This window comes from Halorubrum marinum, from assembly GCF_048381195.1.
Taxonomy (GTDB): Archaea; Halobacteriota; Halobacteria; order Halobacteriales; family Haloferacaceae; genus Halorubrum.
Genome location: NZ_JBLWMM010000001.1, coordinates 330,091 through 343,176 on the forward strand (window position 1 = coordinate 330,091; position 13,086 = coordinate 343,176).

16 protein-coding genes are annotated in these 13,086 nt (G+C 68.6%); 5 read left to right on the forward strand and 11 right to left on the reverse strand.

Features of this window, described 5'->3' with window-relative positions; translation table 11 throughout:
- Nucleotide 1 precedes the first annotated feature (1 nt).
- The 8 genes from hisH to ACNSN4_RS01675 form a co-directional block, all read right to left on the reverse strand.
- Complete coding sequence (gene hisH / locus ACNSN4_RS01640; RefSeq protein WP_418284022.1) at nt 2-661, reverse strand: imidazole glycerol phosphate synthase subunit HisH; 660 nt, start codon at nt 659-661, stop codon at nt 2-4.
- Nucleotides 662-770: 109 nt separating this feature from the next.
- Entirely contained in the window at nt 771-1,784 is a 1,014-nt protein-coding gene (phnE, locus tag ACNSN4_RS01645; protein WP_418284023.1) for a phosphonate ABC transporter, permease protein PhnE, read from the reverse strand.
- Entirely contained in the window at nt 1,784-2,638 is an 855-nt protein-coding gene (phnC, locus tag ACNSN4_RS01650; protein WP_418284024.1) for a phosphonate ABC transporter ATP-binding protein, read from the reverse strand. Before phnC ends, phnE begins: the two co-directional genes overlap by 1 nt.
- Before the next feature lie 28 nt (nt 2,639-2,666).
- Nucleotides 2,667-3,725: a phosphate/phosphite/phosphonate ABC transporter substrate-binding protein gene (locus tag ACNSN4_RS01655; protein ID WP_418284025.1), complete on the reverse strand. Its 1,059-nt coding sequence runs from the start codon at nt 3,723-3,725 to the stop codon at nt 2,667-2,669.
- Nucleotides 3,726-3,848: 123 nt separating this feature from the next.
- Nucleotides 3,849-4,478 (reverse strand): uracil-DNA glycosylase, encoded by a 630-nt coding sequence (locus ACNSN4_RS01660; RefSeq protein WP_418284026.1) that lies wholly within the window; start codon nt 4,476-4,478, stop codon nt 3,849-3,851.
- 505 nt (nt 4,479-4,983) lie between these two features.
- The gene (locus tag ACNSN4_RS01665; protein WP_418284027.1) at nt 4,984-6,399 is read right to left on the reverse strand and encodes a glycerate kinase type-2 family protein; all 1,416 of its coding nucleotides are present in this window, start codon (nt 6,397-6,399) and stop codon (nt 4,984-4,986) included.
- Between the two features lie 109 nt (nt 6,400-6,508).
- Nucleotides 6,509-7,159 (reverse strand): endonuclease dU, encoded by a 651-nt coding sequence (locus ACNSN4_RS01670; RefSeq protein ID WP_418284028.1) that lies wholly within the window; start codon nt 7,157-7,159, stop codon nt 6,509-6,511.
- Nucleotides 7,160-7,210: 51 nt separating this feature from the next.
- Complete coding sequence (locus ACNSN4_RS01675; protein WP_418284029.1) at nt 7,211-7,393, reverse strand: DUF5786 family protein; 183 nt, start codon at nt 7,391-7,393, stop codon at nt 7,211-7,213.
- Between the two features lie 123 nt (nt 7,394-7,516).
- Between ACNSN4_RS01675 and ACNSN4_RS01680 the strand changes: the two genes are divergently transcribed.
- Nucleotides 7,517-8,158, forward strand: coding sequence for an MBL fold metallo-hydrolase (locus ACNSN4_RS01680; protein ID WP_418284030.1), 642 nt, complete (start codon nt 7,517-7,519; stop codon nt 8,156-8,158).
- 89 nt (nt 8,159-8,247) lie between these two features.
- On the opposite strand, the gene ACNSN4_RS01685 is transcribed toward ACNSN4_RS01680, so the two are convergent.
- Together ACNSN4_RS01685 and trxA are read right to left on the reverse strand one after the other, a co-directional pair.
- On the reverse strand, nt 8,248-8,397 hold the full coding sequence (locus ACNSN4_RS01685; RefSeq protein ID WP_418284031.1) for a 50S ribosomal protein L40e: 150 nt from the start codon (nt 8,395-8,397) through the stop codon (nt 8,248-8,250).
- A 98-nt stretch (nt 8,398-8,495) separates the two neighbouring features.
- Nucleotides 8,496-8,765 (reverse strand): thioredoxin, encoded by a 270-nt coding sequence (gene trxA, locus ACNSN4_RS01690; protein ID WP_418284032.1) that lies wholly within the window; start codon nt 8,763-8,765, stop codon nt 8,496-8,498.
- Nucleotides 8,766-8,958: 193 nt separating this feature from the next.
- On the opposite strand from trxA, the gene ACNSN4_RS01695 reads away from it, so the two are divergent.
- The 3 genes from ACNSN4_RS01695 (at nt 8,959) to hisE (ending at nt 10,205) form a co-directional block, all read left to right on the forward strand.
- Nucleotides 8,959-9,123: a preprotein translocase subunit Sec61beta gene (locus ACNSN4_RS01695; protein ID WP_418284033.1), complete on the forward strand. Its 165-nt coding sequence runs from the start codon at nt 8,959-8,961 to the stop codon at nt 9,121-9,123.
- A 78-nt stretch (nt 9,124-9,201) separates the two neighbouring features.
- A complete protein-coding gene (pdxT, locus tag ACNSN4_RS01700; protein ID WP_418284034.1) occupies nt 9,202-9,795 on the forward strand; it encodes a pyridoxal 5'-phosphate synthase glutaminase subunit PdxT in 594 nt (197 codons plus the stop codon).
- Entirely contained in the window at nt 9,792-10,205 is a 414-nt protein-coding gene (hisE, locus tag ACNSN4_RS01705; protein ID WP_418284035.1) for a phosphoribosyl-ATP diphosphatase, read from the forward strand. The genes pdxT and hisE overlap by 4 nt, the downstream gene beginning before the upstream one ends.
- 36 nt (nt 10,206-10,241) lie before the next feature.
- Here hisE and ACNSN4_RS01710 read toward each other — a convergent pair whose 3' ends face one another.
- Nucleotides 10,242-10,622: an SHOCT domain-containing protein gene (locus ACNSN4_RS01710; protein WP_418284036.1), complete on the reverse strand. Its 381-nt coding sequence runs from the start codon at nt 10,620-10,622 to the stop codon at nt 10,242-10,244.
- A gap of 223 nt (nt 10,623-10,845) precedes the next feature.
- Between ACNSN4_RS01710 and ACNSN4_RS01715 the strand changes: the two genes are divergently transcribed.
- Nucleotides 10,846-13,083 carry a hypothetical protein gene (locus ACNSN4_RS01715; protein ID WP_418284037.1) on the forward strand — a complete coding sequence of 746 codons (2,238 nt, stop codon included), beginning with the start codon at nt 10,846-10,848 and terminating at the stop codon, nt 13,081-13,083.
- Nucleotides 13,084-13,086 lie beyond the last annotated feature (3 nt).

Sequence of the window (13,086 nt, forward strand, 5' to 3'; positions counted from 1 at the left end):
GCTACCGCTCCGCGCAGTACTCGACGAAGTTCCGCAGGATCCGGAGCCCCGTCTCCCCGCTCTTCTCGGGGTGGAACTGGGTGCCGAACACGTTGCCCGCGTCGTTGGCGACGACCGCCGGGAAGTCGATGCCGTAGTCGGCGGTGGCGACGACCGCGTCGGGGTCGTCGGGCTCGGCGTAGTACGAGTGGACGAAGTAGGCGTACTCACCCGCCACGCCCTCGACGATGGGGTGGTCGCGCGTGACCTCCAGCTCGTTCCAGCCCATGTGCGGGACCTTCCGGTCCACGTCGAACCGGACGTTGGTGCCGGGGACCAGATCGAGCCCGGTCACCTCGCCCTCGCCCTCGTGGTCGGCCTCCTCGCTGGAGGTGAGGAGCATCTGCATCCCGAGACAGATTCCGAACAGCGGTCGGCCCGCCTCGGCGTGGTCGGTCAAGGCCTCCCGGAGCGGACCGGCGTTCTCCATCCCCTCGCGGAACGCGCCGACGCCCGGAAGGACGACGCCGTCGGCGGCGGCGAACGCCTCGGGGTCGTCGGTGATCTCGACCGACGCGCCCGCGCGTTCGAGCCCGCGAGTCGCTGATCGGAGGTTCCCGAGGCCGTAATCGACGAGAACGATGTCCGCCAGCGTCTCCGCGGGCGGTTCGAAGGTGCTCATACGTCTTCTCCGAGGGGGACGGAAAAGTCGGTTTCCCTTGTGGCAGGCCGATGGCCGATCGTCACATTCGACGGCCGACCGCGGAAACGCCGCGGTCGACCGAACCGACTCACTTGAAGATCGACTGCGCCATCCGCTCCGGGAACCCGCGGATCAGCTCGACGAGCCCCATCGGCTCCTCGTCGGCGCGGAGCCGGGCGCGGACGCGCTGGCTGAACAGCTCGACCGAGATGATGAGCAGGAAGATACACAGCAGCGTCGCCATCGTGTTCGTGAACTGGAACAGCCCCTGCTGGACTTCCAGCACCTGTCCGAGCCCGCCGGCGCCGTACACGCCGACGGTGACCGCGATCCGGACGTTGATCTCGAGGATGTACAGGGTCCACGCGATGAAGGAGGTCGTCACCTGCGAGAGCATCCCGAAGGTGATCGTCTGCGGTCGGTTGGCGCCGGTCGTTCGCATCGCCTCGATCGGCCCCTCCTCGATCTCTTCGAGCTCGTCGACGAACAGCCGTCCGAGGTTCCCGACGGTGTCGGTCGCGATAGCGAGCGTCGCCGAGGCCGGACCGAGCCCGGCGAGGGGAACGTAGATCAGGACCCACACGAGCGCCGGGATGGCCCGGATCGCCGACATCGTGCCGCGGAAAATGAAGTTGAAGGGGAACGGGGTCACGCGCTCGGACCCGAGTATCCCGAACAGCAGTGCGAACGGGAACCCCATCACGGTACCCGCAAAGCCCATTGCGAGCGTGATACCGGCCTCACCGAAGATGGCGAACAGCCCGAGTTCGTCGACGAAGAAGGCGATCGGATCGCTGAAGAACACGTCGCCGACCCTCGGTTGGAACAGCAGGTTCCGCTCGGTGATGAACGCGTAGTACCGGCCGAAATCGATGAACGGGAGGAAGCCGAAGTACGTCGTGATCGGGAAGAAATCGCGCAGCGACTGCGCGAAGAAGTCCCACTGGTACGACTCCTCGAAGATGTTCGCCGCGGCCAGCGCCTGCAAGAACAGTCCGAAGACGACGGCAACCAGGGCGGTTCCGCCGATGGCCCGAACGCGTCGGGCCCGTTTGATGTTCTCGTACGTCTCGTTGATCGCGGCCATTCGATCCGACGCCATCAGGCGTCACCCTCCGCGTTGGCGACGCCGGTGTCGGCATCCGCGGTGTCGGCATCCGCGTCAGCGTCGGCACCGGCGTCAGGACCCGCCGCCCCGGCGCCCCTGTCGCTGTCGGTCTCCGCGAACATCCCCTCGGTGTCGATCGACCCGTAGATCTCGTCGATCACGTCGAGAGTCAGCTCGTCGCGGTACCCGTCGAACACCTTCCGCCCGTCCCGAAGCCCGATGAACCGGTGACCGAACTTCCGCGCGAGGTTCACCTGATGCAGGCTGACGAGCGCCGTGAGGCCGCGTTCGTTCGCCGCTTCCAGCAGGAACCGCATCACTTCCTGTGAACTGCCGGGGTCGAGGCTCGCCACGGGCTCGTCGGCGAGCAGCACCTCCGGCTCTTGGACGAGCGCACGGGCGATCCCGACGCGCTGCTGTTGGCCACCGCTCATCGTGCGGGCGCGGCTCTGCGCGCTGTCGAGCAGCCCGACGGTGTCGAGCGCTTCGAGCGCGCGGCGCTTGTCGGCGTCGTCCTGTAGCTGGAGGAGGCTCTTCACGAGACTGTAGCTGTTGAGCGTTCCCGTGAGAGCGTTCGAGTAGGCGGTCATCTGGCCGATGATGTTGTGTTGCTGGAAGATCATCGCGACGTCGTCGCGCGGGGCCGTCACCTCGACGTCGTCGATGTACACGGAGCCCTCGGTCGGTGCAGTTAGGTGGTTGAGACAGCGGAGAAGCGTCGACTTCCCCGATCCGGAGACGCCGAGAACGATGACGAACTCGCCGCTCGGGATCTCGAAGGAGACGTCGTCCAACGCGACGGTCTCACCGTATCGTTTCGTCAGGTTCTCGACTCGAATATCGCTCATGAGATGGAGGAGAGGGAGAGAAACGGCGTTACGAGATGTCGCCGAACTCGAGGCCGAGCTCGTCGAGCACCTGCTGGATCGGCTCGAAGTCCTCGTGGGTGCCCGGGATGACGCCGCTGAACCAGAGTTCCTCGCCGTCGTAGTCGTCGGGGTGCTGGAGGTCCTCGCTCTCGACGCTCAAGATCGCCTCTTCGATCTCCTCGCGGATCGGGTCCTCCCAGTCGGCCCGCGCCATGATCGGTGCGCGCGGAATCGGGTCGGAGACGCCGAGCAGCTGGAGTTCCGGTTCCTCGCTGCCCGCCCCGTCGTACTCCGCGGAGATGTCGACGAAGTCCTGCGACATCTCGTCGAACTGCTCTTGGGGAACGTGCGGGCCCGTGGAGAACGCGCCGGTCGTCGCGGCGGCGACGTCGGGGTTGTTGATCAGCTGGTCGCGTGCCGTGGAGTGATCGGAGTACTGTGCGTTGAAATCGACGGTGTCGCCGTCGGGCGCGCTGCCGACGTCGAGCCCGGCGTCCTGCAGCATCGTCATCGGGACGAGCGTGCCGGAGACGGAGAGCGTGTCGCCCATCGCGACGTTCTCGCCTTCGAGGTCGGACAAGTCCTCGATCTCGCTGTCCGGCATCGTGGTGATGAGCGAGAAGTACTGCGCGGCGCCGTACGCGACGCGGATCCCGACCACGTCGGCGATGTCGCGTCCCGCGACCGCGGCGGACGGGGAGGTGTCCGCGAGGTCGCCGCTTCCGCGGCGGATCTCTTGGAGGGTCGCCGAGTAGCTCGACGCGCGGATCGTGTCGAGCTCGACGTCGACCTCGCTCTCGATGTACTCGAAGAGCGGCGCGTACTGTTCGAGGATGTCGACGTCGGCCTCGGCCGGGTTGAGCACCCAGCTGACTTCCGGGGTGTCGTCGACCTCGCCCGCCGTCTCGCCGTCGCCGGAGGAGCCGTCGTCGGAGGAGCCGTCGTCACCCGACTGGTCTCCGGTCTCGCCGCCGTCGTCGGAACAGCCCGCGAGCCCGACGATACCAGCCGCGCCCGCTGCTTGTACGAATCTTCGCCGGTTCGCCGACCACCTGTTGTCGGACATACAGGCAAAAATTCGACTCACCTAACTAATCATTTTCTATGTTTTCTATATAGGTACCGAGAGCGGGCGTGTCCCGGCCGATTTCGGCCCGCAGCGATCCGCGCCGCCGCGGCGGCTCCGGGCTCAGAACTCGCCGAGCCGCGACTGTCCCGAGCCGCCGTTCGCCGCGCCGTCCACTCCGCCGACGCCCGACAGCTCGCCCGCCCGGGCGATCGTCTCGAAGAAGCCGTCCCGCTGGCTCCGGTCGTACAGCGTCGCGGCCGGGTGCACGGACAGCAGCACGCGCCGCGCCGCCCCGCCGATCCGCGCGTCGACCACGTCGCCCGACTCGCTCGTGATCGCCACGGACCGGGAAAGCAGGTGTTCGCTCGGCACCTTCCCGAGCGTCACGATCAGCGTCGGATCGAGCCGATCGATCTCGGCGTCGAGGTGGCCGCGGCAGTTCGCCAACTCCTCGGTCGTCGGGTCGCGGTTGTCGGGCGGCCGACAGCGGACGCAGTTCGTGATCCGAACGTCGGCCCGCGCGAGGCCGGCGTCCCGGAGCGCGTCGTCGAGCACGTCGCCGGAGCGCCCCACGAAGGGCTCGCCCTTCTCGTCCTCGGTGGCGCCCGGCCCCTCGCCGACGAACACCAGATCGGCGTCCGTCGGCCCGACGCCGTCGACGATCCGGCTCCGCGACTCCACCAGCGCCGGACAGCGCTCGCACGACGGCACCCGGAGGTCCTCGTCGAGCGCGTCCCCGTTCTCGCTCATAGATCGAAGTCGGAGCGGCCGCGACATAAGTCCGTCCGCCTCGGATCGAGATCGCCGCTGTGTGGCCGGTGTCGGACACCTATAAACAAGCGCCGGCGTATCTGCGGTGAGCGCCACTGAACCTACAGAAATCCGCTTATAAACGATCGACTGCTCTGCGGTGAACACCTCCAAAGCCCCAGTCGCTCGGCTATACGCGGGTAGTTGGTATCTGTCGGTGAACACCTCCAAAGCCCCAGTCGCGAGGACGGCGCACGCTCGCTGCGGTCCTCAGTCGCTCGTTTCACTCGCTCCCTGCGGTCCTTACGTCGCCTGCGCCGTCCTCGCGACTGCCCCTTTGAGTCCCACTCCGCACAGCACCGCACAGCCTCATACCTCCCCAGCCTCGCGGCTCCCTGCGGTCGCCGCGTCCCTCGTGCGGTCGGTTCGCGGCCCGCAGGGCCGCTCACCGGCGCACGCCACAGCACCGCCGTTCCTTATAAACGACCGGCGTGCTTCCCTCCGCTCAGTCCCGCCTCTCCACGACAATTACCCGTAGGTCGTTGACGTTCGTCCCGGTCGGACCGGTCCGCAGGAGCGCGTCCGCGTCGTCGAGGAGCGGGTACGCGTCGTGTCGATCGAGGGCGTCACGGGCGGCCTCCGGGTCCAGCGTCGTGCCGTCGACGACCGCGCCCGCGGCGTCCGTGGGGCCGTCGATCCCGTCGGTGTCGGCGCTCGCGACGACGACTCGACCCCGCTGCTCGGCGTCGAGCGGCCCCTCCGCGAGCGCGAGCCCCGCGCTCGCCGCGAACTCGGCGTTCGGCCCGCCGTTCCCCGGGTCCTCGCCCAGCGTCACCGTCGTCTCGCCGCCCGAGAGCAGCACGGCCGGCGGCTCGACCGGCGCGTCGCGCGCCACGCACTCCTCGGCGATCGCGGCGTGGGTGACGGCCGCCTCGCGCGATTCGCCCCGGACCCCGGCCGCGAGGACGAGCGGCTCGTATCCCGTATCGGCCGCGGCACTTTCGGCCGCGTCGAGCGCGGTCCGTCCGTTCCCGATCACGAACGCCTGCGCCCGCTCGAACGCCGGATCGTCGGCGGTCGGCGTCTCCGGACGCTCGCCCGCCTCTCCGGCGTGCAGGTGCTCGCGGACCGCCGCGGGGACGTCGAGATCGTACCGGTCGCAGACGGCCAGCGCGTCGCCGTACGTCGACGGGTCGGGGACCGTCGGACCGCTCGCGATCACGTCGAGCGGGTCGCCGATCACGTCGCTGATCGCGAGCGTGACGACCGTCGCCGGGGCCGCGGCGCGCGCGAGTTGCCCGCCCTTGACCGCCGAGCAGTGTTTTCGGACCGCGTTGATCTCGTCGATCGACGCGCCGCAGGCGAGCAGCTCGTCGGTGACCGCGCGGAGGTCGTCGGTCGAGAGGGGGTCAGCGGGCGCCGCGAGCAGCGCGCTCCCGCCTCCCGTGATGACGACGAACACGAGATCGTCTGGACCGGCGGTGGCGGCCAGCTCGCGGACCCGCCGTGCGCTTTCCGCGCCACGCGCGCTCGGTAGCGGGTGGTCGCCGGCGAGCACCTCGACGCCGACTGGCGACGCCCCCTCCGTCGTCTCGTCGGTGACGACGGCTCCCGCGTCGACCGCGGCGTGACCGTCGAGCACCGCCGTGAGCGCGTCGGCGGTCTCTGCGGCGGCCTTGCCCGCACCGAGCAGAATCACCCGCTCGTAGTCGTCGAGGTCGTACTCGGCAGTCTCACCGCTCGTATCCGTGACACGGAGGGTCCGGCTCTCCGCCCGCACCGAAACGGCGGCGGGGACGAGGTGCGCGGGGAGTGCGGCCTCGATCCCGGCCGTCAGGCAGTCGAGCGCGACGGCGTGAGCCGGCGTCCGGACGATCCGCTCGCGGTCGCGGACGGCGACAGTGGGCTCGGCGTCGGTCATGTCCGGTCAGTCTCCCCGCGACGACATATATCCGGCGCGCGCGACTGTCCTCTGGCCTGCGACTGTCATCCGGCGCGCGGCTGCCATCGACGCGGGACTAACGGTCAGGTCAGTCTCCCGCGATCGCTTCGCGGTGGGCGCTTGCGGCGATGGCGGCGATACGCAGCGGCTCGGGGCGACGGAACCCCTCTCGTACCGACCCGCGAACCGCCGCGGCGGCGTCGGGGGCGTCGATCCCGACGCTTCGGACGAAGAGGGGGCCGCCGGCGGGCGGACCGCTCTTACCCGAGTCGCCCTCGGCTGCGTCGCTCTCGGCTGCGTCGCTCTCGGCTGCGTCGCTCTCGATCACGTCGGCGGAATCCACGCGAACCCGCGGCGGCAGCGCCCGGTACGTTTCGAGCCGCCCATCGAGGGCGTCGCCGTCGAACGCTTCGCGGAGCGCGGGTTCGAGCCCGGGACTCGCCTCGTAGCTCACGGCGTACACCGGCCGGTCGAGCGCGGCGCGGATCGCGTGCAGATCGAGCAGATTGAACCACGCTGGTGCGATCCCGGCACAGGCGACGTGACGGACGTCCTCCCGACCGAGCGCCTCCGCCAAGTCGATCACGGCGTCGGTCGCGTCGGTGCCGCCGACCGTACACCGCTCGAAGCCGAGCCCGTCGAGGACGCCGTCGGCGGTGACGACGGCACCGGCTACGTGACTGACGCGGTCACTGTCGGAAAACGCGACTCCGAGCGTCCGGCTGGGTGGAATCTCCAATTCAGCGCTCCTCGGTGATCACCGATTTAGTTCTCTTCGGTGGTCGCCGACTCAGTTCTCTTCGGATTTGATCTCTTGGAGCCGGTCGAGGAGTTCGTCGTTCGACGCGCCGGGTTCGTAGTCGACGGAGCCGTCGTGTACCTCTTCGGCGGCTTGGACTCCGTCTTCGTCGTCAAAATCCGCGTCCAGGTCCTGGTTCTCCTGTTCGGATTCATCGTAGCTTCCGAAGCCCATATGTGTGTAAGACTAACAGACCATCTGTAATAAACCCCCGGCTGAGATCCGCGTCCGAGGACACCGCCGGGACGAGTCGCGTCGGCGTACACGTTTTTACCCGATGGAGCCGTCGCCTGGCGTATGGAGCCGATCACCGTCACCGCCGACGCGGAGGAGTTCACCTGTAACGCCTACCTCGTGCCCGGCGACGCGCCGACGCTCGTCGACGCCGGAACGATGCCCGGCGTGGACGACGTCATCGCCGACGCGCTCGCCGACGCCGGGGTCGACGCGCTCGATCGCGTCGTCCTGACCCACCAGCACCACGACCACGTCGGCGAGCTCGACGCGGTGCTCGACCGGTTCGACGCGACGCTGTACGCCCACGCGTCTCACCCGCGTCGAGACGTCGCGCTCGTCGACGGCGACGAGATCCTGATCGGCGACGAGCCGTGCGAGGTCGTCTACACTCCCGGCCACGCCGACGACCACGTCGCGTTCGTCGGCGAGGAGCGGCTCTACTCCGGCGACGTCGTCGTCTACGACGACGGGGCGTTCGACGACGGGTCGTTCGGCCGCACCGACATGGCGGGCCAGTCGCGCGAGGAGCTGATCGAGAGCCTCCACACGCTACTCAACCAGCTGCCCGACACCGTGACGGCGATGTACCCGGGCCACGGCGGCGTCTACCGCGCCGCCGACGGCGACGACACCGTCCGCGAAGTCATCGAGCGCGCCACCGAGCGCGCCGAGCGCCGCGAGCCGAAATATCCGGACGAGTAACGGGTCACATCCGCGGCTCGATCACGTTCACCAAGTGAGACGCACCCGTCGCTCATGCCGTGGGAGATCTTTTTAAAAAGACCGACCGATTACGTCGCGCGGCGTTCCTTCGCCTTCGGGCGGAGGTTCTTGTAGCCGCACTTACGGCAGCGCTTCGCACCGGGGGCGTTGCGAGCGTTACAGCGCATACAGATCTGTCGGTCGAGGTTGCGGCGTTCCGCGGCGTCGAAACTGGCCATACGGGTACTGCACGGGCGACGCTGTAAAAGGTTGCGAGACGCGGCGGGGGCGGGCCCTCGCTGAACAGCGCGGTCGGGTCGCGGTCGCGACGGATGCTCTACGCGCCGGCTTCCGAGAGCGCGGCCTCGATGTCCTCGCGCTGCGTGACGCCGACGAATCGGTCCACCACGCCGTCGTCGTTCTCGACGATGAGCGTCGGGAGCGAGCGCACCTGGTACTGATTGGCGACGTCCTGCTCCTCGTCGACGTCCACCTTCTGCAGCTCGAAGGCGTCGCCGAGTTCCTCCTGGATCTCCTCCAGGATCGGGTCCTGCGTCTTGCACGGGCCACACCAGTCAGCGTAGAAATCCAGCAGTCGAACAGTCATTATCCGGCGCAATCTACCGTCGGGCGGCGCATAAGAGTTTCCCACTCGTGCGCGCGGCGGAACCAGACCGGACTGCAGGTCGCCGCGAGCCGCTCGCGTGGACTGCCGTAGACGCGTCTCGCCGCTTACCCGGACCGACCGGCGGCGAACCGAGAGCGAAACGTTTAGCATGTCGCGCGGCGCAGAAGTGCGTATGAGCAGCGGTTCCAACTCCGGCGGACTGATGTCCAGCGCGGGCCTCGTCCGCTACTTCGACGCCCAGGACCGGAACGCCATCTCGATGGACCCGAAGACCGTCCTCGCGTTCTGCGTCCTCTTCGGCGTCTTCGTCCAGATCCTCTCGCTGACGGTCGCGTAAGATCGCCTTCGGTCGGTAGTTCGTCCGTCCCCGTCCCGTAGCGCGCCCTTTTTGCACGTCCCCGTCCGAACGACAGCCATGCAAGCAGGCGTTATCGCCGTACAGGGCGACGTGGCCGAGCACGCCGGGGCCGTCCAGGCCGCCGCGACCGCCCATGACGAGCCCGCGGAGGTCGTCGAGGTGCGAGACTCCGGTGTCGTGCCCGACTGCGACGTCCTACTGATGCCGGGCGGGGAGTCGACGACCATCTCGCGGCTCATCCACCGGGAGGGGATCGCCACCGAGATCCGCGAGCACGTCGCGAGCGGCAAACCCGTGCTCGCCACGTGCGCCGGACTTATTGTCTGCTCCCGGGACGCGAAAGACGACCGGGTCGACCCGCTCGGGCTCGTCGACGTCTCCGTCGACCGCAACGCGTTCGGCCGGCAGAAGGACTCCTTCGAGGCGAAGCTCCCGATCGAGGGGCTTGAGAGTCCCTTCCACGCCGTCTTCATCCGCGCCCCGGCTATCGACGCGGTCGGCGACGGCGTCGAGGTGCTCGCGCGAGTCGACGGGCGGCCGGTCGCGGTGCGGGACGGTCCCGTCATTGCCACCGCGTTCCACCCCGAACTCACGGACGACTCGCGGCTCCACGACCTCGCGTTTTTCCCCGAGCGCGAGGTGATCGCGTGAGCGACTCGGACGGGGCGAATGCCGAGGGCCCGGACGCCGATAGCCCGGAGGCCGAGGATCCCGACGTCCCGCTCGAAGCCGAGGATCCTGACGTCCCGCTCGAAGCCGAGGATCCCGACGTCCCGCCCGAGGCCGTCCTCGACGAACTGTTCGCGACCATCGAGTCCCGCAAAAGGGAGCTCCCCGAGGGATCGTACACCGCTTCGCTGTTCACTCACGAGAAGGGCGAAAACGAGGTGTTAGAGAAGATCGGCGAGGAGGCGACGGAGACGATCCTCGCGGCGAAAGACGACGACCTCGACGAGCTCACCTACGAGAGCGCGGATCTCGTCTACCACCTGTTGGTGTTGCTCGCGATGAAGGACCTGGACCTCGACGACCTGCGCGAGGAGCTCCGCGAGCGGTTCTGAGCGACCGGACGCAGTCTCCTTCCGGCGTGATCGGACCTACCGCTCCCGCTCCAACTCCCGATCGATCTCGTCGAGCTCCTCCGTTTCGAGCTCGTTCGCGATGCGCTGCTCGAACTCCGCTTCGCTGATCTGTCCCTCGACGTACTGCTGCCGGAGCCGGTCTTGGCGACTCCGTGAGCCGCCGGTCGACGCGCTCGTGCTGGCTGTTGCGTAGTCATCATCGTCGCTGCCGAGGAGCCACGTACCGGCCTTGTACGCGACGTAGACGAGTCCGGCGAGGACCGCGAGCGTGATGACACCGGAGATAACCGCCCACGCGAGGCTCACGATCGCCGAGAGCACCGACACCACGATACTGACTCCGATGAGGATCGCGATCGCGATCGCGGCGTAGTAGAGGGCCTTCTTCCCGTTCATAGTCCGCTATCGCGCTCCCGGCGGCAAATACCTTCTCCCAGAGCCGCCGGAGGTGACTCCGTCGAGGTGTCTGAGCCGAGGTGACTGAGCCGCACCGCGACGGAACCGACGTTCTCCGTCAGAAGACTTATTCGGCGCTGTGACCGTGACCGAATGAAATGCGCCCCGAGCCGTCGTCACAGCCGAGTTGCGCTCGCACAGCACTCGGGCCCGAGGTGGGCCCGTGACTGACGGCTCGAACTCCGGTATCGAGCGCCGGACCTCGGACTCCGGAATCAATCGCCGAACCGTCCTCAGCGCGGTCGCTGGCGCGGGGAGCGTCGCGGTCGCGGGCTGTTCGGGCTCGGATCCCGACGACGCGGAGACCCTCTCGATGGACGGCGAAACGCTCGACGACCTCGCGGCTCGGTTCGCGCCCACCCTGTACTTCGACGCGGCCGAGCCGTGGTTTCCCACCGACCCGCGCCCCTACACGGCCGAGGAGGACAGCGAGACCGTCGTCGACGGGTTCCTCGCGTTCGACGGCTACCACGAGCGCTACGAGGCGACGGGCGAACCCCCCGACCCGACGGTCTTCTACAACGGGGTTCGGTACGAGGACTCGTCGCTCGGCGTGGTGCAGTTCTGGTTTTACTCGGCGTTCGACCAGTTCACCGCCAACTTCCACTGGCACGACTGGGAGGTGCTCCACGTCTTCGTCGACCTCGAATCCGGCGATCCGCAGCTGTACGTCGCCAGTTCGCACTCCCGCAGCGTCCCGAACAACGAGTTCCTCGACCCGGACCCCGACGTGGTTCCCCGCATCCTCCCCGAGCTCGGCTCGCACTCCAGTACGCTCTCGATCAACGACGCTCCCGACCGGTTCCAGCGGGTCGGCGAGGAGGAACTCCTCGCGGACATCACGAACACGACCGTCGACACCGTCGAGGACCTGCTCGGAATCCCGCTCGCGTACGGGCTCCCCCGCGACGAGGGGATGCGACTCCCCTTCGTCGTTCCGGAATACGAGGGCGAACCGCTGTACGAGCACCCGGAACTCCCTTCGGTCACCCCGGACGCGTTGGTCGACGGGGCGCTCACCGTCCGCTCGCTCGACGCCCTGGAGTCGCCGCCGACCGACCTCCCGCTGCGGGAGACGGGACTCGCGTTTCGTTACCGCGGTAGAGAGGGCGATCCGGGGCCCGCGGCGGTCGACGGGACCGTCGAGTCGGTGGTGGAGTACGACCTCGTCGAGAGCGCCGAACTGGAGGATATCGCGGCGTTCACCGGCCCACAGCTGAGCTTCGAGTTCACCGTTCCGGGGATCGCTGAGAACGCCATGGCCGGGCATATCACGACGACCGGTACCCCGTGGGGACAGCCTCGATACGACAATCCGGCGTCCGACATCACGGCCGGGAACCACCGCGCCGAACTCGCGGAGCGCTACGACGCGATCGCCGACTCGGCGGGCCTCGACGGTGACGCGCTCGACGCCTTCGACGGCGTCGTCGCTCGCGTGACCGAGGCGACCGAGAGCGACGAGGCCCCGGACGGAGAAGGGCTGACGACGACGGACGCGAGCATCGAATCGTTCGTCCTGATCGAGAGCGACCCGGAAGCGATCCCGACGTTCGGCGGGGGGATCGCGGTGGCGCAGGGCGTGCCCGAAGGCGAGCACCGGCTCACCGTCAACGGTGCCGGACAGGCCCCTCACAGCGAGCGGTTCGCGGTCTCGGCGGACGAGCCAGTCACGGTCGCCGGTGCCGACGGCGAGATTCCGCTCGTCGCCCGCGAGCACGCGAGGAAGGTCGAACTCTCCGACGCCGAGAGCGACGCGGACGTGACGCGGACGGCGATCGAGGACGACTTCGCCGGTCGGATATACGACTCGGCGGTCGACGGGAGCGACGCCGTGTACGTCCACGCAGGCGGTGCGTACACGACCGAGGTTCGCGACGCCGCCGACGAGGTCGGCGCCTATCGGGTCAACCCGGCCTCGGAGGACGCGGGGGCGAGGGGGCCGATCCGGATCGAGCGACCCGAGACGGGAGCGGCCTCGCTTGCCGGGTTCGTTGCGGATATCGCCGAGGAGACCCGCGCCGAGGTCGCGGCCGCGGCGGAAGCGGAGGGCGACGGCGATGGAAACGTGGACACCGACGATGACGATACCGACGACTCCGGCGACGGGAGCGGTGGAGGCGGCTCCGAGGGCGGCCCGTCGAACGCCGTGAACGGACTCGAACGCGCCCTCGCCGCCGCGGTCGAGGCCGCGGAGCGGGCGGAGGAGCGGGCTCGAGCGGGCGACGGTGCGGGGACAGACCGTCAACTGGAGACCGTGCTCGAACGGATAGCCCGGATCCAGGAGCGGCTCGGGGCGGCGCGCGAGGGGATCCCACCCGGTCTCGCGAACGCGACGGACCGACGGATCGAGCAGGCGACGCGCCGAGCCGAGCAGGCGCAGGACGCGGAGACGCTGTAGCTG